General features: G+C 64.5%; 23 protein-coding genes, 1 tRNA gene and 1 rRNA gene. 20 read left to right on the forward strand and 5 right to left on the reverse strand.

The annotated features are described in order from the left end of the window. From rrf to CH249_RS21045, 19 genes are all read left to right on the forward strand, one after another. Nucleotides 1–97, forward strand: a 5S ribosomal RNA gene (gene rrf / locus CH249_RS20955); the annotation flags it as partial. Nucleotides 98–169: 72 nt separating this feature from the next. Next, complete coding sequence (locus tag CH249_RS28235) at nt 170–1,051, forward strand: hypothetical protein (protein ID WP_082322671.1); 882 nt, start codon at nt 170–172, stop codon at nt 1,049–1,051. Continuing rightward, nucleotides 1,048–2,037 (forward strand): HAD-IIA family hydrolase, encoded by a 990-nt coding sequence (locus CH249_RS28240; RefSeq protein ID WP_094682724.1) that lies wholly within the window; start codon nt 1,048–1,050, stop codon nt 2,035–2,037. Before CH249_RS28235 ends, CH249_RS28240 begins: the two co-directional genes overlap by 4 nt. Nucleotides 2,038–2,114: 77 nt before the next feature. After that, nucleotides 2,115–2,357 (forward strand): hypothetical protein, encoded by a 243-nt coding sequence (locus CH249_RS20970; protein WP_032398198.1) that lies wholly within the window; start codon nt 2,115–2,117, stop codon nt 2,355–2,357. Between the two features lies 1 nt (nt 2,358). Then, nucleotides 2,359–3,180, forward strand: coding sequence for a TlyA family RNA methyltransferase (locus CH249_RS20975; RefSeq protein ID WP_032398197.1), 822 nt, complete (start codon nt 2,359–2,361; stop codon nt 3,178–3,180). Then, the gene (locus CH249_RS20980) at nt 3,177–4,142 is read left to right on the forward strand and encodes an NAD kinase (protein WP_032398196.1); all 966 of its coding nucleotides are present in this window, start codon (nt 3,177–3,179) and stop codon (nt 4,140–4,142) included. The genes CH249_RS20975 and CH249_RS20980 overlap by 4 nt, the downstream gene beginning before the upstream one ends. A gap of 2 nt (nt 4,143–4,144) precedes the next feature. Continuing rightward, the gene (gene recN / locus CH249_RS20985; protein ID WP_179274310.1) at nt 4,145–5,914 is read left to right on the forward strand and encodes a DNA repair protein RecN; all 1,770 of its coding nucleotides are present in this window, start codon (nt 4,145–4,147) and stop codon (nt 5,912–5,914) included. An 84-nt stretch (nt 5,915–5,998) separates the two neighbouring features. After that, a complete protein-coding gene (gene steA, locus CH249_RS20990; protein WP_094682909.1) occupies nt 5,999–7,183 on the forward strand; it encodes a putative cytokinetic ring protein SteA in 1,185 nt (394 codons plus the stop codon). Beyond that, nucleotides 7,180–8,127, forward strand: a complete 948-nt coding sequence (locus CH249_RS20995; RefSeq protein WP_032398509.1) for a copper transporter — start codon at nt 7,180–7,182, stop codon at nt 8,125–8,127. Before steA ends, CH249_RS20995 begins: the two co-directional genes overlap by 4 nt. Nucleotides 8,128–8,277: 150 nt before the next feature. Beyond that, nucleotides 8,278–10,011 (forward strand): CTP synthase, encoded by a 1,734-nt coding sequence (locus CH249_RS21000; protein ID WP_032398195.1) that lies wholly within the window; start codon nt 8,278–8,280, stop codon nt 10,009–10,011. Further along, nucleotides 10,008–10,640 (forward strand): NUDIX hydrolase, encoded by a 633-nt coding sequence (locus tag CH249_RS21005; protein ID WP_045195022.1) that lies wholly within the window; start codon nt 10,008–10,010, stop codon nt 10,638–10,640. Before CH249_RS21000 ends, CH249_RS21005 begins: the two co-directional genes overlap by 4 nt. Nucleotides 10,641–10,645: 5 nt before the next feature. Continuing rightward, complete coding sequence (gene xerD / locus CH249_RS21010) at nt 10,646–11,560, forward strand: site-specific tyrosine recombinase XerD (RefSeq protein WP_094682725.1); 915 nt, start codon at nt 10,646–10,648, stop codon at nt 11,558–11,560. 146 nt (nt 11,561–11,706) lie between these two features. Next, nucleotides 11,707–12,633, forward strand: a complete 927-nt coding sequence (locus tag CH249_RS21015; RefSeq protein WP_371828399.1) for a ParA family protein — start codon at nt 11,707–11,709, stop codon at nt 12,631–12,633. Then, a complete protein-coding gene (locus tag CH249_RS21020) occupies nt 12,630–13,466 on the forward strand; it encodes a ScpA family protein (protein WP_032398191.1) in 837 nt (278 codons plus the stop codon). Before CH249_RS21015 ends, CH249_RS21020 begins: the two co-directional genes overlap by 4 nt. After that, the gene (gene scpB / locus CH249_RS21025; RefSeq protein WP_094682726.1) at nt 13,463–14,146 is read left to right on the forward strand and encodes an SMC-Scp complex subunit ScpB; all 684 of its coding nucleotides are present in this window, start codon (nt 13,463–13,465) and stop codon (nt 14,144–14,146) included. The genes CH249_RS21020 and scpB overlap by 4 nt, the downstream gene beginning before the upstream one ends. A gap of 12 nt (nt 14,147–14,158) precedes the next feature. After that, on the forward strand, nt 14,159–15,352 hold the full coding sequence (locus CH249_RS21030) for a pseudouridine synthase (protein ID WP_082073686.1): 1,194 nt from the start codon (nt 14,159–14,161) through the stop codon (nt 15,350–15,352). Beyond that, nucleotides 15,352–16,035, forward strand: a complete 684-nt coding sequence (gene cmk / locus CH249_RS21035; protein WP_094682727.1) for a (d)CMP kinase — start codon at nt 15,352–15,354, stop codon at nt 16,033–16,035. The genes CH249_RS21030 and cmk overlap by 1 nt, the downstream gene beginning before the upstream one ends. Continuing rightward, nucleotides 16,032–17,480 (forward strand): ribosome biogenesis GTPase Der, encoded by a 1,449-nt coding sequence (gene der, locus CH249_RS21040; RefSeq protein ID WP_032398188.1) that lies wholly within the window; start codon nt 16,032–16,034, stop codon nt 17,478–17,480. The genes cmk and der overlap by 4 nt, the downstream gene beginning before the upstream one ends. 85 nt (nt 17,481–17,565) lie before the next feature. Further along, nucleotides 17,566–17,639: transfer RNA gene (locus tag CH249_RS21045), tRNA-Pro, on the forward strand. A gap of 340 nt (nt 17,640–17,979) precedes the next feature. Here CH249_RS21045 and CH249_RS21050 read toward each other — a convergent pair. Beyond that, complete coding sequence (locus CH249_RS21050) at nt 17,980–19,254, reverse strand: diguanylate cyclase (protein ID WP_094682728.1); 1,275 nt, start codon at nt 19,252–19,254, stop codon at nt 17,980–17,982. Nucleotides 19,255–19,896: 642 nt separating this feature from the next. Here CH249_RS21050 and CH249_RS21055 point away from each other — a divergent pair. Next, on the forward strand, nt 19,897–20,319 hold the full coding sequence (locus CH249_RS21055) for a phosphate acetyltransferase (protein ID WP_094682729.1): 423 nt from the start codon (nt 19,897–19,899) through the stop codon (nt 20,317–20,319). 50 nt (nt 20,320–20,369) lie between these two features. On the opposite strand, the gene hydA is transcribed toward CH249_RS21055, so the two are convergent. The 4 genes from hydA to CH249_RS21075 are packed head-to-tail and all read right to left on the reverse strand — an operon-like array spanning nt 20,370 to nt 24,255. Continuing rightward, nucleotides 20,370–21,758, reverse strand: coding sequence for a dihydropyrimidinase (hydA, locus tag CH249_RS21060; RefSeq protein ID WP_094647990.1), 1,389 nt, complete (start codon nt 21,756–21,758; stop codon nt 20,370–20,372). After that, nucleotides 21,755–22,141 carry a gamma-glutamylcyclotransferase gene (locus CH249_RS21065; RefSeq protein WP_094647854.1) on the reverse strand — a complete coding sequence of 129 codons (387 nt, stop codon included), beginning with the start codon at nt 22,139–22,141 and terminating at the stop codon, nt 21,755–21,757. The genes hydA and CH249_RS21065 overlap by 4 nt, the downstream gene beginning before the upstream one ends. A gap of 13 nt (nt 22,142–22,154) precedes the next feature. Then, nucleotides 22,155–23,303 carry an FAD-binding oxidoreductase gene (locus CH249_RS21070; protein ID WP_094682730.1) on the reverse strand — a complete coding sequence of 383 codons (1,149 nt, stop codon included), beginning with the start codon at nt 23,301–23,303 and terminating at the stop codon, nt 22,155–22,157. After that, nucleotides 23,293–24,255 carry a dihydrodipicolinate synthase family protein gene (locus CH249_RS21075; RefSeq protein WP_094682731.1) on the reverse strand — a complete coding sequence of 321 codons (963 nt, stop codon included), beginning with the start codon at nt 24,253–24,255 and terminating at the stop codon, nt 23,293–23,295. The genes CH249_RS21070 and CH249_RS21075 overlap by 11 nt, the downstream gene beginning before the upstream one ends. Nucleotides 24,256–24,339 lie beyond the last annotated feature (84 nt).

A 24,339-nucleotide genomic window follows, 5' to 3' on the forward strand; every position in this document is an offset into this window, starting at 1 on the left:
GGAAACGCCCGGTCCCATTCCGAACCCGGAAGCTAAGCCCTCCAGCGCCGATGGTACTGCACTCGACAGGGTGTGGGAGAGTAGGACACCGCCGAACACCCGTTGTAAGAAGGGGACCCACCTGGTGGGTCCCCTTTTTGCGTTTGTACCGAAATCCGAAAGGACGCCCGTGTCGGAAGACAACAACGATCGTCGCCCCTCCCGAGGGGACGGCGGCAACCGCCCGAGCGAGTCCCGAGACCGCAACCCCCGCGCTCAGGACCGCCGCGGAGACCCGCGTCGCTCGGACGGTCCTCCTCGCAGGCGCGGCGGTGAAGGTGGATTCTCCGGAGATCGGCGCGGAAACAGCGCATCGTCGGACCGTCGACCGCCGCGTCCGGATGAACCGGATCTGCCCGACGAGGTCGAAGCCGGGCAGCTCGAGCCGGCAGTGCGCCGAGATCTGTTGAGCTTGGACAAGAACAATGCCACTGCTGTGGCCCGTCACCTCGTGATGACCAGCAGACTGCTCGACGACGATCCGCAGTTGGCGCTACTGCACGCGCGCGCTGCTCGTCAGCGTGCCGGTCGTATCGCTGTAGTCCGTGAGACCGCAGGTATCGCGGCGTACCACGCTGGTGAGTGGGCCGAAGCGTTGTCCGAGCTTCGCGCTGCCCGACGCATGGCAGGCGGGCCGGGTCTGATCGCTGTGATGGCCGACTGCGAGCGCGGACTGGGACGTCCCGAGCGCGCTATCGAACTCGGTCGCAGCGACGAGGCGCGTGAGCTGACCGGTGAGGAAGCGTCGGAGCTTCGGATCGTCGTGGCAGGTGCGCGGATGGACCTGAACCAGTACGACCAGGCCGTCGTCACGCTGCAGACCCCGGACCTCGACGCGTCGCGATCCGGAACCGCTGCCGCGCGCCTGTTCTACGTCTACGCCGATGCGCTGGTTGCTGCAGGTCGCGTCGATGAAGGTGTGAAATGGTTCCTCAACGCTGCTGCGGCCGATGTCGATGGTGAGACCGACGCCGAAGAGCGGGTCGAGGAGCTGTCCGGAGGCAGTCAGTGACGTTGCTACGCGACGCCCACGACGTTCTGCTGCTCGACCTCGACGGCACCGTCTACGCGGGCAAGGATCCCATTCCCGGTGCAGTCGAAGCATTGTCGGGTGGGGCCGAGAAGCAGTACTTCGTCACCAACAATGCCAGTCGTGCTCCCGAGGACGTCGCCGAACATCTAGGTAGTCTCGGCTTCGCTACCTCAGCAGAGTTCGTCGTCACCAGTTCCGAGGCGGCCGCTCGGGTACTCGCGGGCAAGGTGGACTCGGGCTCACGGGTGCTCGTCGTCGGCACCGACGCATTGGCGAACGAGATCACCAAGGTCGGTCTGGAACCGGTCAGGTCTGCCGACGACGATCCCGTGGCCGTGGTGCAGGGGCACTCCGTCGATACAGACTGGAAGATGCTTGCCGAGGCTGTCCTCGCCATCCGGGCGGGTGCGCTGTGGGTGGCTACGAACATCGACGCCACCTTGCCGACCGAGCGAGGACTCGTGTTGGGGAACGGCTCGATGGTCGCGGCGGTTCGCAACGCCACCGATATCGAGCCCATCGTGGCAGGCAAGCCGGCCGCCCCGATCATGCACGACGCCATCGAGCGCAGCGGAGCACGCGCGGCCCTGGTCGTCGGAGACAGGCTCGACACCGACATCGCTGGTGCGAACGAAATCGGTCTGCCGTCGCTGCTGGTGTTGACCGGCGTCAGTACCGCTGCAGAGTTGCTGCATGCGCCTCGGCATCTGCGCCCCACTCACATCGGCCTCGATCTCGGAGTCCTGAACAAGGACGAAGTGGCGTCGAGCGTCGGCAGCAAGACCGGTTGGACGGTCGCCATCGACGACGAGGTGCTCTCGGTGCAGTACGGCGGGGACGGTACGCCCGATGCGTTCGAGGGTGCGCTTGCCACACTGCACGTCGCCTGGTCCGGCTCGGCCTTCTCGGATATTCGCTTCGAGGGGGATGGACTCGGCGATCTGCGTTCGCTGCTCGGGTGCTGATACCGCGTTCGACAGCAGTGTTCCGAGAGCGGCGGCGATCGGGCGTACGTCGGACCCATCCGATAGCGTGAGAGGCGATGAGCGCGTCTATTCCACTACCAGGACAGCACCGGCCGAGCGGTGCAGGCGATGAGTCGTCTGCAGATCCGGACACTGTTCGCACCGAAGTTACCTCGCTGCTGAATCAACTCACGATCGAGTCGACTTCTCACGAGGAATCCGAGGCTGTGGATTCCGACGCCCTTGCGCGCGACGCGAGTCTGCTCGACCGCGCGCACGAGGTACTCGTGCGCGCCCTGACCACCGTCGACAAGACCTGACGTGGCTCGTCGCGCACGGGTCGACGCCGAGCTGGTTCGTCGTGGACTCGCCCGATCTCGCGAGCACGCTTCGGAGCTGATCGAAGCGGGCCGGGTGAAGATCGCCGGGACGGTGGCCTCGAAGCCCGCGACCGCGGTGGAACCGGGCACACCGCTTCTGGTGGCCGAAGAAGACAACGAGGTCTCGTGGGCCTCCCGCGGCGCGCACAAATTGCTCGGCGCTCTCGACGCATTCGAGCCGCTCGGGCTGACCGTCGAGCGTGCACGTTGTCTGGACGCCGGTGCATCCACCGGTGGCTTCACCGACGTGCTTCTCAGTCGAGGTGTGCGTGAAGTGGTCGCCGTCGACGTGGGATACGGGCAGCTGGTGTGGCGTCTGCAATCCGACGACCGCGTTCATGTCATCGACCGCACCAACGTTCGGTCGATCGATGCGGAGACGATCGGTGGACCGGTGGACGTGATCGTCGCAGACCTGTCGTTCATCTCGCTCAAGCTCGTTCTTCCCGCATTCGTTGCCTGCTCGAAGTCGGGTACCGACATGGTGTTGATGGTCAAGCCACAGTTCGAGGTCGGCAAGGATCGAGTGGGTTCCGGAGGTGTGGTGCGCGATCCTGCGCTGCGCGCCGAGGCCGTCGAGGACGTGGCGAAGGCGGCCGTCGCCTCGAATCTCACGGTGCAAGCTGTGGCGGCAAGCCCACTGCCGGGGCCGTCGGGCAATGTCGAGTACTTTTTGTGGCTGAGGGCAGGTGTGGGCGAGGACTCGCCACGCGCCGACATCACGGAACTCGTCCGGCTCGCGATCGAGGAAGGACCACAGTGACTCCGTCCCAGTCAGTACCGGAACGGGAGTCGACTCGAGAGATTCTTCTCGTCGCCCATCCAGGTCGACCGGACATCGCCGAAACCGCGCGTCGGGTGGGCAAGGTCTTCGACGAAGCGGGCATCTGCCTTCGTGTGCTCGTCGACGAGGTCGAGCCATCGAAGATCGAAGCCTCCGATACGGAGGAACACGACCATGTGTTCGTCGCGGACATGAAGCTCAACGTCGTCGAGTTCGGACCGGACGCAGCCGCCGGCTGCGAGATGGTCCTCGTGCTCGGAGGTGACGGGACCTTCCTGCGCGCAGCCGAGCTCGCGCAAGCGGCCTCGATACCGGTGCTCGGCATCAACCTCGGGCACGTCGGGTTCCTGGCCGAGGCCGAGGCCGACCATCTCGAAGGTGCCCTCGCCCGCGTCATCGCCGGGGATTACCGCATCGAACAACGCATGACGTTGGACATTGCGATTCGCGTGGGCGATCAGGTGGTCGATCGGGGCTGGGCACTGAACGAAGCGAGCATCGAGAACGGGTCGCGGCTCGGGGTGCTCGAGGTCGTGCTCGAAGTCGATGGGCGCCCGGTGTCCGCATTCGGGTGCGACGGCGTTCTGATCTCGACGCCGACGGGCTCGACGGCCTACGCGTTCTCGGCTGGTGGGCCTGTGGTCTGGCCGGAACTCGAAGCGATATTGGTCATTCCGAGCAACGCGCACGCTTTGTTCGCGCGGCCGCTCGTCACCAGCCCCGAGTCGATCATCGCGGTCGAGATCGATGCGGGTGGACACGCAGGATTCGTATTCTGCGATGGCAGGCGCACACTGAGCCTGCCGGCAGGTGCTCGCGTCGAGGTGGTGCGGGGAGCGTCACCGATCAAATGGGTTCGACTCGATTCGGCACCGTTCGCCGATCGCATGGTCAAGAAATTCGAACTGCCCGTTACCGGGTGGCGGGGGAGAGCGAGGTAGGAATGCTCGAAGAGATTCGGATCGACAGCCTTGGAGTCATTTCCGGTGCCAGCGCACAGTTTCACGAGGGGCTGACCGTGCTCACCGGCGAGACCGGTGCGGGTAAGACCATGGTGGTCACCAGTCTGCACCTGTTGTCGGGTGCCCGCGCCGACGCAGGCCGGGTTCGGCTCGGCGCACAGCGTGCTGTCGTGGAGGGGCGATTCAGTACCGACACCGCGTCGGAGCAGGTGATCGACGACGTCGACAAGGTGCTCGAGTCCTCGGGAGGTCAACGCGACGAGGACAATTCGATCATCGCCGTGCGTACCGTCAACTCGGACGGTCGCTCGCGTGCGCACCTCGGTGGGCGCAGCGTGCCCGCATCGGTGCTGTCGAACTTCACCGACTCGCTGCTGACCGTGCACGGTCAGAACGACCAGCTGCGGCTGCTGCGTCCCGATCAGCAACTCGGCGCGCTGGACAGATTCGCCGGGGACGCGGTGGCGTCCCTGGTGTCGAAGTACCGCACCGCGCGCAAGACGTGGCTCGACGCGCGCAACGAGCTGATCGACCGCACCGAACGCAGCCGCGAGCTGGCGCAGGAAGCCGATCGGCTGCAGTTCGGCCTGCAGGAGATCGACTCTCTGGCACCGGAGCCGGGTGAGGATCGCTCCGTGGCCGAGGATGTGCGTCGGCTGGGGGACCTCGATTCGCTGCGTGAGACCGCGGAAGGTGCCTCGGCAGCACTCGTCGGGAGTACCGAGGAGGCGTCGGACACGGCGTCCGCGCTGTACCTGCTGGGCGAGGCTCGCTCTCGCCTCGAACATGCCGAGGACGCAGCACTGACCGAGCTGTTGCCGCGACTGAACGACGCGATGGCGATCGTGGGCGACATCGGGGCAGACCTCACCTCGTACTTGACGGATCTGCCGTCCGATCCGGGTGCCCTCGACACGATCCTGAACCGGCAGGCCGAGCTGAAGTCGTTGACGCGTAAGTACGCCGCCGATGTAGACGGTGTCATCGCGTGGGCGGAGGACGCCCGTGAGCGACTCTCGCACATCGACACCTCGGCCGATGCGCTCGCCGAGTTGAGCGCCAAGGTCGACGCGGCTGCGATCGACGTCGCCGCGGCTGCGTCGACGCTCAGTGCGGCTCGAGCGAAGGCCGCCGTAAAGCTCTCGAAGGCGGTCAGCGTCGAGCTGGCGGGCCTGGCGATGGGAAAAGCCAAGCTGCAGATCGATGTTCGCGCACTTCCCGCCGGACCGTCCGACACTGCCCCGATCGTCGTCGACGGCACCGAATTGCATGCGGGCAGCAACGGCGTCGACGAGGTCGAGTTTCGTCTGTCCGCGCACGACGGTGCCCAGGCGCTTCCGATCAGCAAGAGTGCATCGGGCGGTGAGCTCTCGCGGGTGATGTTGGCACTGGAAGTGGTGCTGGCGGGCTCGGACAAGGGTGCGACGATGGTCTTCGACGAGGTCGACGCCGGAGTCGGTGGTCGCGCGGCCGTCGAGGTCGGGCGTCGACTCGGCCGGTTGGCTCGCACACACCAGGTCATCGTGGTCACCCACTTGCCGCAGGTCGCTGCGTTCGCCGATACCCACCTGGTGGTCGACAAGACCGACGCCAAGAAGGGCGCGGCGAACAGCGGCGTCAGAACGTTGTCGTCGTCGGAGCGGGTCGTCGAGCTCGCGAGAATGCTCGCGGGGCTGGACGACACGGAGACCGGACGTGCGCATGCCGAGGAGCTGCTGGCCACGGCAAACGCCGATCGAGCCGCGTTGTAACTTTTGGTGCTGATGTGATCAGTGTGGTAGTTGTTTCGGCGCGCCTCCGTCGCCGGGCGTGTCGATCGGGTCATCATGGTCCTCATGAAGATGTCGGCTCTGCTGTCACGTAGTCAGGATTCGCTGCCCGGAATCACCGGTATCGCGCGAGTCGATCGCAACACGGCCAAGCTCCTCAAACGGGTCGGCCCGGGCGACATCGTCGTGCTCGACGAGCTCGACCTCGATCGCCTGACCGCAGATGCGCTCGTCGAGGCGGGGGTGCTGGCGGTGGTCAACGCGTCGCCGTCGATCTCCGGGCGCTATCCCAACCTCGGTCCCGAGGTCATCGTCGCCAACGGAATCACCTTGATCGACTCGGCCGGCACCGAAGTCTTCAAGAAGATCAAGGACGGCACCAAGATCCGCCTCAACGACGGCGGCGTCTACACCGGCGATCGTCGTCTCGCCAAGGGCGAGGAGCAGAGCGAAGCCGAGATCTCCGACAAGATGATCGAGGCCAAGACGGGCCTGGTCGACCATCTCGAAGCGTTCTCGGGCAACACGATCGAGTTCATCCGAACCGAGAGTCCGTTGCTCATCGACGGAGTCGGCGTGCCGGACATCGACATCGACCTCGAGGGCCGTCACGTGGTCATCGTCGCAGACGGACCCGGTCACGCCGAGGATCTGAAGAATCTCAAGCCGTTCATCAAGGAGTACTCGCCCGTCATCATCGGCGTCGGTGCGGGTGCCGACACCGCGATGAAGGCGGGCCATCGCCCCGACCTCATCGTCGGCGATCCCGAGGACGTCACTGCGCAGACGCTCAAATGCGGTGCAGAGGTTGTGCTTCCGGCGGATTCGGACGGACACGCGCAGGGTCTCGAGCGCATTCAGGATCTCGGTATCGGTGCCATGACGTTCCCGGCCACCGGTGCCGCTGGCGACCTCGCGCTGTTGTTGGCCGATCATCACGGGGCCTCGCTCATCGTGTCGGTGGGTAGCCCGGCCAGCCTGGACGAGTTCTTCGATCGTGGTCGACGCAACACCAATCCGGCCGCATTCATGACGCGTCTGAAGGTCGGTGCCAAGTTGGTCGACGCCAAAGCTGTTGCGACGCTGTACCGCAGCCGTGTGTCCGGCGGTGCGATCGCGCTGTTGATTCTGGCGGCGCTCGTTGCCGTGATCGTGGCGTTGGCCGTGTCCAACATCGGCGGTGAAGCGTTGGATTGGGCAATCGATCTGTGGAACCGGTTCGCTCTGTGGTTCCAGGGGTTGCTTTCGTGATTTCGCTTCGCCAACATGCCATTTCGCTGGCAGCGGTCTTCGTGGCCCTGGCCATCGGCATCGTGCTCGGTTCGGGTCTGCTCTCGAGCGGTCTGGTGTCGGGCCTTCGAGACGACAAGACCGGCCTCGAAACTCAGGTGGACGATCTGGAGGCGACCAACAATCGCCTGGGTGAGCAGCTCAACTCGGCCGACGGCTTCGACGCCGCGGTTTCGGGCCGAGTGTTGCGGGATACGTTGGTCGATCGCAGCGTCGTGGTGATCACCACCCCGGACGCCGACCCCGGGGACGTGGACGGAGTCACGCGGTCGATCGGAGCCTCGGGCGCCACCGTCACCGGTCGGGTGTCGCTGACCGATTCGTTCGTCTCCGCTGCGAACGGCGACGATCTTCGGACGCGTTTGACCAACGTCATTCCGGCCGGCGTGCAGTTGCGCACCGGCGCGGTGGACCAGGGCAGTCTTGCGGGGGACCTGCTGGGTTCGGTGTTGCTGCTGAACGCCGAGACCGCCCAGCCGCAGTCGACTCCCGAGGAGCTCTCGCTGGCACTGGAGACGCTGCGCAGCGGCGGGTTCATCGCGTACGACAACGGTGCCGTCGCACCCGCACAGTTGGCTGTGGTCGTCACCGGTTCCGGTACCTCGGACGTGGAGGACGGCAATCGCGGGGCCATCGTCGCCCGCTTCGCGGGAGCCCTCGATTCACGTGGTGCAGGCGCGGTACTGGCCGGTCGCTCCGGTGCGGCCGAGGGCAACGGTTCCATCGCTGTCGTGCGAGCAGATTCGGCGCTGTCGTCCGCTCTCAGCACGGTCGACAACGTCGACCGTGAAGCAGGACGGATCACCACCGTTCTCGCCTTGGCGGAGCAGCTGGACGGCGCGTCCGGCCGTTACGGCACCGGAGCCAATGCCAACGCCGTGACCGTCGGAGCGCCGGCGAGCTGATCGTCGTACGAACGCGCGTGTCGTTGGCGGTGAGGTAGGTACTGGTGTTACCGTGAAGTCCCGTGGGTAGCAGGCCCAATTTCCACGCTTCACCTCTCTTATCAGCCCCCTGATAGGAGCAAGCCCTGCAGACTCGTCACGGGAGCCTCATTGTCACGCCTTCAGTCGCGTTCCGACACCAAGCACATTTTCGTCAGCGGGGGCGTCGCCTCCTCGCTCGGAAAAGGCCTGACGGCATCGAGCCTCGGCCAGCTACTGACCGCACGCGGACTGCGCGTGACCATGCAGAAGCTCGATCCTTACCTCAACGTCGATCCCGGCACGATGAACCCGTTCCAGCACGGTGAGGTCTTCGTCACCGAAGACGGCTCCGAGACGGACCTCGACGTCGGACACTACGAGCGGTTCCTCGACCGTGATCTGTCCGGTTTCGCCAATGTCACCACCGGCCAGGTCTACTCGACGGTCATCGCCAAGGAACGCCGCGGTGAGTATCTGGGCGACACCGTTCAGGTCATCCCGCACATCACCGACGAGATCAAGCGCCGCATTCTCGCGATGAACGGCCCCGACCTACAGGGTCATCAGCCGGACGTCGTGATCACCGAAATCGGCGGCACCGTCGGCGATATCGAGTCGCAGCCGTTCCTCGAAGCCGCGCGTCAGGTGCGCCACGACGTCGGCCGAAACAATGTGTTCTTTCTGCACGTGTCGCTGGTTCCGTTCCTGGCTCCGTCCGGTGAACTCAAGACCAAACCCACCCAGCACTCCGTCGCGGCGCTGCGCAGCATCGGTATTCAGCCCGACGCATTGATCCTGCGCTGCGATCGCGACGTACCGCCAGGATTGAAGAACAAGATCGCGCTGATGTGCGACGTCGACGTCGACGGCTGCATCTCCACGCCCGACGCGCCGTCGATCTACGACATTCCCAAGGTGCTGCACAAGGAAGGCCTCGACGCGTACGTCGTTCGTCAGCTCGGTCTGCCGTTCCGTGATGTGGACTGGACCATCTGGGGTGGATTGCTCGAGCGTGTTCACCAGCCGCGTGAGACCGTGCGCGTCGGTCTGGTCGGCAAGTACGTGGACCTGCCCGACGCGTACCTGTCGGTCACCGAGGCGCTGCGTGCAGGCGGATTCGCTCATCGCGCGAAGGTCGAGATCAAGTGGGTCCCATCCGACGAGTGCTCGACGCCCGCCGGCGCGCAGGCCGCGTTGGGCGATGTCGATGCCGTGCTCATTCCCGGTGGCTTCGGTATCCGCGGTATCGAGGGCAAGCTCGGGGCCATCGAGTTCGCACGTACGCGCAAGATTCCGTTGCTGGGGTTGTGCCTCGGGTTGCAGTGTGTCGTCATCGAGGCGGCTCGTTCGGTCGGTCTGACGGACGCCAACTCCGCCGAGTTCGACCCGGACACCAAGGATCCGGTGATCTCCACGATGGCCGATCAGGAAGATGCCGTCGCCGGTGACGCCGATCTGGGCGGCACGATGCGTCTCGGTGCCTACCCGGCAACCCTGCAGAAGGGTTCGGTCGTCGCGGCGTCGTACGGCACCGAAAGCGTTTCCGAGCGTCACCGTCATCGCTACGAGGTCAACAACGACTACCGGGATCGAATTGCCAAGAGCGGCTTGGTGTTCAGCGGTACTTCTCCGGACGGCCACCTGGTCGAGTTCGTCGAGCTGCCTGCCTCCGTGCACCCGTTCTTCGTGGCCACTCAGGCGCATCCGGAGCTCAAGAGCCGGCCCACCCGTCCGCATCCACTGTTCGCGTCGTTGATCAATGCCGCGCTGAAGTACAAGGCCGCGGAGCGTCTGCCGGTCGACGTGCACGGAGATACGGGTCAGACGGAGGAATCGGACGTCGCCGCCGAGACCGTCGGATGAGCGAGCCTCGGCACGAGTTCACCACCCTCGATTCGTCGGTGCCGTACTCCGGCGCAATTCTCGCGCTCCGGCTCGACCAGGTGGCGATGCCGAACGGTCGTCAGGCCGAGCGCGAGGTGATCGAGCATCACGGCGCGGTCGGGATCCTGGCCGTCGACGACCGGGATCGTGTGGTGATGATCGAGCAGTACCGGCATCCCGTAGGTCGTCGATTGTGGGAGTTGCCCGCCGGTCTGCTGGACGAGCCGGGGGAGCAGCCGGTGATTGCGGCTCAGCGTGAGCTCGCCGAGGAGACCGGGCTCGCCGCGCAGACGTGGTCGGTACTGGTCGATGTGCTTGCCTCGCCCGGGTTCACCGACGAGGCCGTGCGGATCTTCCTCGCGCAGGGCCTGACCGAGGTCGATCGGCCCGAGGCACACGACGAGGAAGCCGACATCGAGCTGTCCTACGTTCCGGTGGACGAGGCCGTCCGTCGTGCGCTGTCGGGCGAGATCGTCAACGCATCCGCCGTCGCGGGCGTTCTCGCGTTCGCCGCGGCGCGCGCTACCGGTACCGAACTGCGTTCGGCCGATGCGCCGTGGGCGGATCTGCCGACTGCCTTCGAGAAGCGAAAGAGTTCGCGAAAGTAGCCACCGTGATCGGCCAGCAGATTCAGACGTACCTCGACCATCTGGTGGTCGAGCGCGGGTCGGCACCGAACACGGTGTCGTCCTACCGTCGCGATCTGGTGCGGTACGAGCGGTTCCTCAGCGGCTACGGCCTCACCGATCTGGCGAAGGTCGCCGAGAACGACATCACCGAGTTCGTGCTCTATCTACGGCGCGGTGACGACGAATTCCCGGCACTCGCAGCGAGTTCGGCGGCCCGGACGTTGATCGCGGTGCGCGGTCTGCACAGGTTTGCGCTCGCGGAGGGGATGGTCGAGCGCAACGTCGCGAGCGAGGTCAAGCCGCCGCAGCCGGCCAAGCGGTTGCCGAAGTCGCTGCCCGTCGATCAAGTGGTTGCACTGCTCGAATCGGCGTCGATCGCCGGTCCCGATGCCCCACGCGGACTGCGGGATCGGGCTCTGCTGGAACTGCTCTATTCCACCGGGGCTCGTATATCCGAGGCAGTCGGGCTCGACGTCGACGACATCGACACCGAGGCTCGCTCGGTGCTGCTGCGCGGCAAAGGCGGCAAGCATCGCATCGTGCCGGTCGGGCGACCCGCTGTCGAGGCCGTCGACGCCTACCTGGTGCGCGGCCGGCCGGGGCTGGTCTCCCGCTCGAATCCTGCCCTGTTCCTCAACGTTCGGGGCGGCAGGTTGTCTCGACAGAGTGCGTGGCAGGTGTTGCAGGATTCGGCCGTGCGGGCCGGGATCACCGCGGGGGTATCACCGCACGTCCTTCGGCATTCTTTCGCCACTCACCTGCTGGACGGCGGCGCCGACGTCCGCGTCGTGCAGGAGCTGTTGGGTCATGCGTCGGTGACGACGACGCAGATCTACACTCTCGTCACCGTCAACACTCTGCGCGAAGTGTGGGCAGGAGCGCATCCACGGGCCCGGTAGCACGAGGCCGGCTGTCGTGCGTCAGCGTGTCCGGTGACGATGCGCGAGCGTCAAGCGGTAGCGTTTGCGTGAACTACTCGAAGACGAACGGGACAGGGGAGCGCTGGAACGTGTCGACACCGCAGCCGCCAGCGGCGGAGTCAGGCTTGAATCATCCGCATCTCGACGGTGCCCTGTTCCAGACGCGTCAACCGGAATCCAGTCGGGAGACACACGACATCATTCCCGCGCCGAACGAGCTCGGGCCCACCGGTCGCAAGACCAGGGCCGTCCCCGATCCGCAACCGCTGGCCAGTCACGGCCCGGCCAAGATCATCGCGATGTGCAACCAGAAGGGTGGCGTCGGCAAGACGACGTCGACCATCAATCTCGGTGCCTCGTTGGCCGGCTACGGCCGCCGCGTGCTGCTCGTGGATCTCGACCCGCAGGGCGCACTGTCCGCGGGATTGGGCGTCGCACATCACGAGCTCGATCTGACGGTTTACAATCTCCTCGTCGAAGCGAAGGTCTCCGCCGACGACATCATCATGCGCACTCGCGTCGAGAACCTCGATCTGATGCCCAGCAACATCGATCTCTCCGCAGCCGAGATTCAGTTGGTCACCGAGGTCGGCCGGGAGCAGACACTCGGGCGGGTGCTGCATCCGATTCTCGATCGCTACGACTACGTCCTCATCGATTGCCAGCCGTCGCTCGGTCTGTTGACGGTCAACGCGCTCACGTGTGCCGACGAAGTGCTGATCCCCATGGAGTGCGAGTACTTCAGTCTGCGCGGACTGGCGTTGTTGAACGACACCGTCGAGAAGGTGCGCGATCGGCTCAACCCGAGGCTCACGTTGGCCGGCATCGTGGTGACGATGTTCGACGCCCGCACATTGCACTCGCGTGAGGTGATGACGCGAGTGGTCGAGGTGTTCGGCGACGTCGTCTACGACACGGTGATCACCCGTACCGTCCGATTCCCGGAAACCAGTGTGGCCGGTGAGCCGATCACCACGTGGGCTCCGAAATCCGGCGGCGCACAGGCGTACCGCGCCCTCGCGCGCGAGGTGATCTACCGGTCGGGTCCGTGACCGTCGACGCTGCCGACGAGGCCCCGATCGAGGTTCCGGCCGACGCGGATCCGTCGAAATTCCGGGTGCGGTTGCTCAACTTCGAGGGTCCGTTCGATCTGCTGCTGTCGTTGATCAGTCAGCATCGAATGGACGTCACCGAAGTGGCGTTGCACACCGTCACCGACGATTTCATCTCGTTCACCAAGTCGCTCGGTGCCGATGTCGGCCTCGACCAGACGACGGAATTCCTCGTCGTTGCCGCGACGCTGCTCGACCTCAAGGCAGCACGGTTGCTGCCCTCGGGCGACGTGGAGGACGCCGAGGATCTTGCGCTGCTCGAAGTTCGAGATCTACTGTTCGCCCGGCTACTTCAATACCGGGCCTACAAGCAGGTCGCTCTGCTGTTCGGTGAACTGGAAGCTGCTGCGCTGCGACGTTATCCGCGATCGGTGTCGGTGGAGGACAGGTACGCCGATCTGATTCCCGAGGTGCTGCTCGGCGTCGACCCGGCCACATTCGCCGACATCGCCGCTGCGGCATTTCGACCCAAACCGATTCCGCAGGTGGGGCTCGATCACATCCATCAGCACGCGGTCTCGATCCCGGAGCAGGCGGCGTGGCTGCTCGACAATCTGCAGGGCCGAGGCCTCAACGAGTGGGCATCGTTCTCGGAGTTGGTGCAGGACTGCGAGGTGCAGGTCGAAATAATCGCGCGATTCCTGGCGTTGCTGGAGCTGTTCCGCCAACAGGTGATCGCGTTCGAGCAGCCCGAGCCGCTCGGCGATCTCCGAGTGAGTTGGACCGGTAAGGACGAAGGACCCATCGTGGTCACGGAAGAGGACTACGCATGAGTGTCGACCCGGAGCTCGAGCTCGAGGACGGCGAGAATTCCGAGGAGCTCGACGACGCCACCCTCGCCTCGGCTCTGGAAGCTGTGTTGCTGATCGTCGATACCCCTGCCTCGGACGAGCAACTCGCCTCGGCGGTGGGTGCGTCGATAGCGCGCGTGCGCGCAACCCTGAACGAGATGGCTGCCGCACTGACCGAACGAACCAGCGGAATAGACCTTCGCTACGCCGGTGACGGATGGCGCTTCTACACCCGAACCGCCTATGCGCCGTACGTCGAACGGCTGCTTCTGGACGGGGCTCGGTCCAAGCTCACACGCGCGGCATTGGAAACCCTGGCCGTGATCGCATATCGTCAACCGTTGACCCGCGCACGAGTCAGCGCCGTACGTGGAGTCAACGTCGATGGAGTGATGCGTACGTTGCTCGCCCGTGGACTGATCTCCGAAGCAGGAACGGACCCGGAGACGAACGGCACGATGTACTGCACCACCGAGTTGTTCCTCGAACGGCTCGGGCTCGCATCGCTCGGTGACCTACCCGAACTGGCACCGCTGTTGCCGGGTGTGGACCTGATCGACGAGATCAGTGACAGCATGGACACCGACCCGAGAACGACCCGCTCCACCAAGAACCGCGGATCGAAACCCGATCCGGCAGCCGAGCTCGACTCGGACGACTGATAGGTAAGACAAGTGAACAAGCCCGCTCGCCGTGATGGCACACCGGACCGTAACAAGAGACAAGACCCACGCAGGAAGCCGACCGCAGGTAGGTCGGACACTCCGCGTGACGCGCGCCGCGGAGATCGCACCCGCGACGCGGCGCCCCGTGACGGCGCTCCCCGTACCGGAGCCCCTCGCGCTGGTGCCCCTCGTACCGGGGGACCCCGTGCTGGTGCACCCCGCACCGGAGCTCCTCGTGCAGGAGCCCGGCCGGCCCCGCGCAAGGGCGTCGAGCAGGAATCCTTCGATTACAAGCCTGTCGAGACCGGCATCAACGACCGCAGCAACGACGCCGTTCCTCGCAAGAAGCCCTCGCGTCCCAAGCCGCCGAAGCCGCAGAAGAAGCAGGTTCCGTCGACCACGATCAGCAACGCCAAGCCGGCGAAGCATCAGCACACCGATTCCTCACCGCGCAAGCACGTGCCCGCCGGTGAAGGCGTTCGGTTGCAGAAGGTGCTCGCGCAGGCAGGCGTCGCATCGCGTCGTGCCGCCGAGGAACTGATCGCCGACGGCCGCGTCGAGGTCGACGGACGCATCGTCACCGAACAGGGCATCCGCATCGATCCCAACATCGCTGTGGTCCGCGTCGACGGCACTCGCGTGGTCGTGAAGGAAGAGCTCGTTCACCTCGCGATGAACAAGCCGCGTGGATGGCAGTGCACCATGTCCGACGATCTGGGACGCCCGTGCGTCGGCGACATCGTCTCCGAGCGCGTGCAGGCGGGGCAGCGACTGTTCCACGTCGGACGCCTCGATGCCGACACCGAGGGGCTGTTGCTCTTCACGAACGACGGTGATCTTGCTCACCGTCTGATGCACCCGTCGTTCGAGGTCTCCAAGACCTACCTCGCGACGCTGTTCGGCACCATTCCCCGCACTCTGGGCAAGCAGCTGCGTGAAGGCGTGACCCTCGACGACGGCCCGGTGAAGGTCGACGGCTTCCAGCTGCTCGACATCTCGGACGGCAAGTCTCTCGTCAAGGTGACGCTCCACGAGGGCCGCAAGCACATCGTGCGTCGGTTGTTCGACAAGGTCGGCTTCCCCGTCGGACGTCTCGTGCGTACCGATGTCGGCAACATCGTGCTCGGCGATCAGCGTCCAGGAACACTGCGTGTCCTCGGACGCGGCGAGATCGGCAAGCTCTACGAATCCGTGGGCCTGTGATGAGCGCGCTCGTCGTGGCGATGGACGGGCCTTCGGGCACCGGCAAATCGTCGGTATCGCGCAGGCTCGCATCGGCACTCGAAGCAAGCTACCTCGACACCGGTGCGATGTACCGCGTGGCGACGGTGTGGGTGCTGCGCTCGGGCGTCGAGCCCACCGATGCAGACGCTGTCGCGAAAGCTGTTGCAGCACTTCCCCTCGAGATCGGCAAGGACCCGCTGTCCGAGACCGTTCTGCTCGACGGTGAGGACGTCAGCGGCGAAATCCGCGGCGATGCGGTCACCAAGGCCGTCTCGGCCGTGTCCGCAGTGCCTGCGGTGCGCGAGCTCTTGGTGCAGATGCAGCGCGACCTTGCGAGTTCGTCGACGCGAATCGTGGTGGAGGGACGCGACATCGGCACCGTCGTTCTTCCCGACGCCGACGTGAAGGTGTTCCTGACTGCCTCACCGGAAGCGCGGGCACAGCGTCGCAACAAACAGAACATCGAACATGGTCGCGACGACGACTACGAATCCGTGCTCGCGGACGTGCAACGCCGCGATCACGCAGATTCGACGAGAGCAGTGTCACCGCTTCGTCCCGCCGAGGATTCGGTGATCGTCGATACCAGCGAGCTGGATCTCGACGGCGTGATCGAGCGTTTGCTGCTCGTGGTGAACGACAGAAGTGGAGCAGTCCAGTGAGTGAAGAATTCTTCTCCGGCGCAGCGGAAACCGCGGGCGACGGAACATGGAGTGACGAGGGCGAGTGGGAGTACGTCGACCTCAACGAAGGTGAAGACGGCGAAGATGCCGTAGCGGTACCGACTCTCGCCGTGGTGGGCCGACCGAACGTCGGTAAGTCGACGCTCGTCAACCGCATCATCGGACGACGCGAAGCAGTGGTCGAGGACGTCCCAGGCGTCACCCGCGACCGGGTGTCGTACGAGGCGAACTGGAGTGGTCGACGCTTCCTGGTGCAGGACACCGGCGGTTGGGAACCCGACGCGAAGGGTCTGCAGCAATCCGTTGCGCGCCAGGCCGAGTTGGCGATGAACACCGCCGACGCGATCCTGTTGGTCGTCGACGCGCGAGTCGGTTCGACGACGACGGACGAGGCAGTGGCGCGAGTACTGCGTCGCTCGAAGACTCCGGTTCTGTTGGTGGCCAACAAAGTCGACGACGGCCGCACCGAGTCCGAGGTTGCCGCGCTGTGGTCACTGGGTCTGGGGGAGCCGCTGTCGGTCTCGGCCACCCACGGGCGCGGTACCGGTGATCTGCTCGATCGCGTGCTCGAGGCCTTGCCCGAGACGCCGCGTGAGGGAATTCCCGGTGGGGGACCCAGGCGTGTCGCTCTGGTCGGTAAGCCGAACGTTGGCAAGTCCTCGTTGATCAACAAGCTGTCGGGCGATGAGCGCTCGGTGGTGCACGATGTTGCCGGCACCACCGTCGATCCTGTCGACTCGTTGGTCGAATTGGGCGGCAAGACTTGGCGATTCGTCGATACCGCAGGACTGCGTAAGCGCGTCAGTCATGCCAGCGGTGCCGAGTTCTACGCGTCGCTGCGCACCAAATCCGCCATCGAGGCCGCCGAGGTCGCGATTCTGCTTCTCGATGCCTCACAGGTGATCTCGGAGCAGGACATGCGTGTGCTGAGTATGGTCTCCGATGCCGGCCGCGCGTTGGTGTTGGCGTTCAACAAGTGGGATCTGGTGGACGACGATCGTCGTCAGCAGCTCGAGAAGGAGATCGATCGTGATCTCGCTCGGGTGCCGTGGGCGCAGCGTGTGAACATCTCGGCACAGACGGGCCGTGCGGTACAGAAGCTCGTACCTGCACTCGAGACGGCTCTGGAGTCGTGGGACAAGCGAGTGCCCACCGGACGCCTCAACACGTGGCTCAAGGAAGTCGTGGCGGCCACACCGCCGCCGATGCGTGGCGGACGTCTGCCGCGCATCATGTTCGCAACGCAGGCCAGCACGCGGCCGCCGACGTTCGTGCTGTTCACCACGGGCTTCCTCGAGGCCGGCTATCGCCGATTCATCGAGCGGCGTCTGCGTGAGGAGTTCAACTTCGACGGCAGCCCCGTGCGAGTGTCGGTGCGTATCCGCGAGAAGCGGGAACGGCCGGGCAAGGGCAACAACCGCTGACGTAGTCCGGTACCGCCCCTGAGCAGGCGATTTCCTCTCAGGGGTGGGGCTGGGGTAATCTCAGCAAGCGCCTTTCGAGGCGCGGCGGGCTGTGGCGCAGCTTGGTAGCGCACTTGACTGGGGGTCAAGTGGTCGCAGGTTCAAATCCTGTCAGCCCGACACAGATGGATGCAGGTCACAGGCGGTTTCGGAGAAATCCGGAGCCGCCTTTTCTGTTCTGAGTACCGCGGAAGTGTCACTGCTCGTTAATCTCACAGTCGAACTCGGCGCTGAGGCGGTGTTCTGCTGGATCCACTGGCGTCCAATAATCTGCGTGTGTTGAGCGAATGGACCTGAGCGGACGGAGCCACTTTGTTCAGCTGGTTGCTCCTCGTGGAGCTACTGGGTCCATAGGGGTCCGTGTCGAGCTGCAGCTCGGACGAATCGGTGGCTCCGGTTCTTGTTTCGTCCAGATCCGCTGTAGCGCTGCCGCAGGGGTTCGATCCGGTTCCGTCAGCGGTCAGTGCTGATGCTTTGTCCGGCGAGGGACGTCGATGCGGGAAATGTTGGTTTTGTGTTCGTACAGAGCGAGGTCGGCTCGGGTGAGCATGTCCTCGAGAGTCGACTCGCCTGTGTTGTGTGCGATTCCGACGCTCAATTCGATCGAGAGGGTGGAGTCGTTCAAGTCGATGGGTGCGCGGGCTGCACGGCGTAGTCGTCGGCGGAGTTGTTCGGGCTCGTTCGTCGTCAGAGGTTCGTCATCGTCGAACATCGCTATGACGAATTCGTCGCCCCCGATCCGGCCGAGGACAGTGTTGGAATTGCACAGGTCGGCGAGTCGGGCGGCGGTGATGCGTAGAACGTGATCGCCGACGAGATGGCCGTGGGTGTCGTTGATGGTCTTGAAGTTGTCGACGTCGATGAACAATATTGCTGTGGGGAGCGATATTTCGGCGCTGACCCTCTCGATTCGTTCGAACAGAGCAGATCGGTTCAGCACTCCTGTGAGGTCGTCGAGTCGGGATTTGGCGAGAAGTTCTCGGTATGCGTCGAGTAATCGTGTGGCTCTGTGAACTGCATCGGTGATGTTGCGGAAACTGACTGCGACAACGTCCTCGACGTAGTTGGCGGTCACCTCCATGATCGTGTCGGGGCGAAAGAGTGCGGGTGCTTCGATGCTGACCTCGCCGCAGGTGAGCAACGCGTCGCGGTGAAGGTTGTCGAAGTAGGAGCCCTGGGTATCGGGGAGCGCGTCGTGCAGATGTCGTCCGATGAGCTGATCCCGGGCGATGCCGAGGTGCCGTTCGGTCTGCGTGTTGACGTAACGGATGATCATGTCGCGGTCGAGAATCGCGAAGCTCAGCGAGACGGAGTCCAGAACTGTACCGAGGCGTTCGCTCGTATCGATGAGCGGTCGGACCTGTGAAACCACTCCGGTCAGAACCGTCGGATGGCCATCGGGCGCGGTTTCCACGGCGACACTTCGAGTGAGAATGTGGCGAACGGTGCCGTCGGAGAGAACAACCCGGTAAATACACTCCGCACCGACGTCGGCGCTTGCGTCCTCGTAGAGTTGGACCAGCAGGTGCGCGTCGTCCGGGTGCACACGTTCGTGCCAGATCTCGATTGCAGGCCGGGGATCGAGGCCCGCCTCGAAGATGTCGGCGGCACGGGCATCCCATTCGAGCCGCCCGGTGTCGATGAAGTATCGGGTGATGCCTATCGATGCGTTCGGCGTCTCGATCCCCGAAACGTGATCGGGCCCCAGGTTGTCCTCACGATGTCGATCGCCCACGACAGCACGTCCGTTCCAGCTGCAACTGATCCGATAGGGAGTCTGCTCCGTTCTTCCCGATCGCGCCCGAGCTTTCGAGCGATCGGCCTCAACCAGAGCTCGGAGGCTGGACGCGTAGGTTGTAGCGTCGTCCCTTCAGCGGGGTGTCCTCGCTGTCTGGGTACGAGGCCGTGTCGGGTCGGTGGTTCGGACACCTTTCGCAGCGGTGTATCGGTGTGGTGCGTGGGGCCTTCGGTGGATTCGCATGGAGCAATCGATGTTCGAGCGTGTCCCTACTCGGTTCGACCGAGGGCGGATTGACCTGGACCGATCCGGGCGAGAGCGCCTGGTCAGCAGCTGTGTGTTGCGTCCGGGTGGGTCCATCGATGTAACGGTCGATCCAGCTGGGGGTCAAGTGGTCGCAGGTTCAAATCTTGTCAGCCCGACACATTGCAGGTCGAAGACGGGCACGACTACATCGGTGGAAGTTGCAGGTGGTGCGGGCAACCGTTCGGGGATCTCCGCCTCATTAGCGGTCCATGACATCGCCGGTAGGCATCTGGACTGTGCGCTTGCTCAGGTTGAGCCCGAGCTGTACAGGCGCCGACATCCTGCGGTCGGGTGTTGGTCCGAGGGATCACTGATCTAGGGCATCATGGGTCCATGAGCGATCTCGAGTACCTCGCCACTTTGCTTTCCGCGCTCGATGGAGAGATCGCGCGAATCTCTGCCGCCGAATCGGGCTCCGACGAACAGGCATCGGCCATCGACGACGCGGCCGATGCCGTCTTCCGGTTGCGCGAGAAGGTCAAGGCCGGGTACCCCGGCAAGAAGGCCTATTACATCGCGGCGTCGACCGATCCGAATGGGATCAGGGTCGAGGGTATTTCGGCGCTACCCAGCAAACGCGCCCACGAACTGGTTCGAGACGGTGGTTGGATGCACGCGGATTCCAGTACCGTCCTAGAAGCTCTCGATGACGACCGGCTCAGTCGGTACCAAGCCATCGCCGGACGCGGTGTTGCGCAAACATTTCGAGACTCACGCGAATATTTGGCAGAGGCAACGGGACTTGCCGACAAGTAGACCTATCGGATCGTCCGTGGACGAAGAGCGAGATCGCTCGTGTACGAGGATCACATACTGAATGCCCCGCTGAAGTCGAGGGGTGAGGCCTCGAGGTGTCGACCGCGGGGAGTGGCGTCGATGAGTTCGCCGTCGTGGACAACAATCTCGCCGCGCACGATCACGGTGACCGGCTTTCCTCGAAGTCGGTGTCCCTCGTACGGGGTGTAGTCGGTCGCCATGTGGAGTGATTCGGTGGTCACCGTCCATTCCAGTTCAGGATCCCAGATCGCGATGTCGGCGTCGGACCCCGGCATCAGTGAGCCCTTGCGTGGATAGAGGCCATTGGTGCGCGCTGGATTCGCCGAGGTCAACTCCACGAATCTGCTGGCCGTCAGACCCAATCCGTCCACGTAGTGCGAGTAGATCACCGGGAGACGCGTCTCGACTCCGGGGAGTCCGTTGGGCATATGCCGCACGTCGTGGCTGTGCACCTGCTTCTGTGCGGTGTCGTAGCAGCAATGGTCGGAACCGATGGTAGTGACGTGCCCGGTGAACAGGTGACGCCCGAGTTCCTCGACCACCTCGGCCGAGCGCAGCGGTGGGCAGCAGACGAATCCTTCCGGTTGCTCACCCTCGTAGGCCGAGTCGTCGAGGATCAGATGGTGGGCGACCGATTCGGTGAAGGCAACAAGTCCTCGTTTGCGAGCGTCCGCGACCAGTTCGACGGCAGCCGGAGTGGACTGATGCACGAAGTAGACCGGTGCACTCTGTGATTCGGCGATCGCGAGAATGGCTGCGACCGAGGCGGTCTCGGCGAGCTCCGGCCGTGTTTGCGACATGTGTGCGGCATCGACACCGTCCGATGCCGCCGCGAGGTTCTGCGCATCGGTGACGATCGCGTCGGATTCGCAGTGGATGATGACCATTCCGCCGAGGTCGCGAGTGGTCTGCATCGTGTTGAGGATGGTGTGTTCGTTGGCCATCGTCTCACCGGCATAGGTGGTGAACATCTTGACAGTTCGGATGCCGGCGTCGGCCAGCGTCTTCAGTTGGTCGGCCGTAGTGTCGGTCCACTCGACGACGCAGGCGTGCAGAGCCGAATCGCACAGTCCGCTCGACGCTTTCGCGCGCTGTACCTCGGCGGCGTCCAGCGGCTGTTGACCTGGACGGGGGATAGCGAAGTCGATGATCGTGGTGGTGCCGCCGAACACGGCCGCCGTCGTGCACTCCAAATACGAATCGAGCGAGGTGAATTCGCCGGAGGTGAACCCGACGTGGCAGTGTGGATCGACTCCACCCGGCATCACCAGCTTCCCGGTTGCATCGATGACCTCTGCTGCCGCGTCGACCTTGCTCCCTGGGGTGAGCACCGCAACGACTCTGCCGTCGTCGATGAGCAGGTCTGCCGGAGCGGCCCAGTGGGATTCGACGACCATCCCACCGCGCACGACCTTCATCGTGTGCTCGCGAGGTAGGCCAGCCATCCGCCGCGGTCACTGATGTCGGTGACACCGGCGGCCGTCAGATGGCTCTCGCGCATTCGCATCGACAGGGAGCCCGAGCCATCCGCCAACTCGATGACCCCGAGTTCGAGTTCCTTCGGTTCCCGGGGAAGGAGCTCGTCGCGCAATACGTCGTACTCGACCTCGTAGAGCTCGCCCGGTACCACGTATCCATCGGTTGTCACCGGGTGCAAACCGGGAAATTCGTCACGCACGGAGAAGAATCGGTATTTCGGTGCGGTATCGATTTTCCCCACGAATCGCGCCTTGTGCAACGCGTCGTTCAGGGTGCCGCCGGACATCGCCTGTCCGTTGACGAACATCGTGACCAGTGCCATTCAAAGCCTTCTTTCAGTGAGCGTGGATTCGGACGAGTCGGTTCGGAGAGAACGCTGTTACGTCGAGTTCTGGTTTCCTACCGTGCACCAGCTCGGTGAGGATGTGTCCCCAGAGCGGTGCGAAGGTGAAGGAGTAGGTGCCGCCTGCCACGAATAGTCCCGGGGCGCCGGCGAGTTCGCCGATGACCGGCATTTCGTCGGGCGTGGTGACCACGGGCCCGGTCCATGTATCGAGGAGCGCATTGTGGCTCAGCGCAGGCAGAAGCCGTCGAACCTGCTCCAGGTTTCCCGTGGTGCTGTCGGATCTGCTCGGGGCAGGCTCGCTGTCGTGGAACGCACCTGCAGGCCAGCCGCCGCCGAGGACGAGGCGTCCCGATCGATTCTGCTTGATCGACATTCCTTCCCCGACGTGCTGTACGAGCACTTCGAGCGTCCGGGGCGCGGCTTTCAGCGCGTGCATTTGCAACGACGTCGGGACGAGTTCGAGCGATATCCCCGCCATCGCGGCGATCGGTGCCATCCACGGACCTGCAACGTCTATCACCACAGGTGCAATCCACGTCCCACCACTGGTGTCGACGGTCCAGACGTCACCGTCGTGGGTCAGTCCGATCACCGGTGTCGACGGGTGTACAGACGCTCCCTCGGCCGCGACCTGTCGCAACAGGGCAGGGCCTGCGAGGTCGGGTTCGGCGAATCCGTCCCACGGGCACCAGGTTGCGGCCTGAATGCTCGGGCCGAGCAGAGGTAGCGCCTGCCGCGCTTCGTCACCGCTCAGTACCTCCGTCGGAATCCCCGCATCGCGTTCCCATCGGTGCTTCGTGATGAGGGCGTGGACCTGCTCTTCGGTCTCGGCCACCATGAAGCCGCCGCACCGGTTCAGCCCGAGACCAGGCACGGTCTCGTCCAGCGTGTTCCACAATGTGCTCGTCGACTTCTGCAACGGAAGTAGCTGTTCGACGTCGACGGCTCGGCCCTGCCCAGGCCTGCGGGTGTGAATCGTCTGGATGTGCAGGTTGCCCGCGGTCGTACCCGAGCCGGCGGTGTTGGGCAGGGTGCGATCGAGTACAGCGACGCGGGATCCCGCGCGGGTGAGGGCGAGAGCCGTTGCTGCGCCGACGATTCCGGCTCCGATGACAACGACGTCGACTTCAGTTCGCATGCATAGCTCCTAAGGTCGCGTAGGCATCGTCGATACTCGATTCGACGATGACCGATTGCAGCGAGGCAAGCGTGTCGGCGTCGGTGACCGGAAGCAGTGGTTCTCGCACAGTGCCTCCTGGTTGACCGAGAAGGTTCATCACGGCCTTCAACTGAGGGATGGGGGAGGCGTAGACGCCGCTGTAGTCCGAGGCGATGAGCCGGCCCGAAAACGCGCGGTAACGATCGACCCACATGCGCGCGGTGTCGGCGTCCCGTGCAGCAACGGCCTCGTAGAACGGCACCGCGAAGGGCGCGCCCACCCCACCTCCGTCGATGTTGCCGTCCCCGCCCAGCTCGAGCAGCGTGGCAAGGCCGCGTCGATGCAGAAAACTCCCGAATACACGAACGCGGTCGGACACGGCCTCGACGGTGTCGAGCATGGCGAGCCAATCACCGGTGCTGTCTTTGATCGCGACGACGTTGTCCAGGTCGGCCAGTCGAGAGAACAAGTCGGGTGAGGTTCCCATGTCGACCGCAACGCCCCGTGGCCAGTTGTAGGCCATGAACGGCAGTGATGTTGCGGTGCTGACGCTTCGGTAGTACTGGAATGTCTCTTCCGCCGAGGTGTGTACGTAGGGCGGAGGCGTCGCCAGTATGCCGTCCGCGCCGACGGAAGCAGCGTGCTTCGCGAGCGCGGAGGACTGCGCAGCTGTGTACGCGCTGACACCGATCACGACAGGGAAGCGGCCTGCGACTGCATCGATCGATGCTTCCGTTACGGTCTTTCGTTCGTGGTCGCTCTGGCTGAACCACTCGCCTGTGCTGCCGTTCACGAGTACACCGTGAACTCCCGTCTGCGCGTAGAGATTCATCAAGTCGAAAATTGCCTCGGTATCGACGGCACCCGACTGCGTGAACGGTGTGGGGGCAGCGGGCCAGTAGCCGGACCACGCGACATCATCGCGATTCATGGGAGTGCCTTTCGGGCTCGGGACGATCGACGACTCGTCGTACCCGCATTTATGGGATCGATTGCATAGACTGCCTTCGGGGTG

The sequence above is a fragment of the Rhodococcus sp. 05-2255-3B1 genome (assembly GCF_002258545.1).
Taxonomy (GTDB): domain Bacteria; phylum Actinomycetota; class Actinomycetes; order Mycobacteriales; family Mycobacteriaceae; genus Rhodococcoides.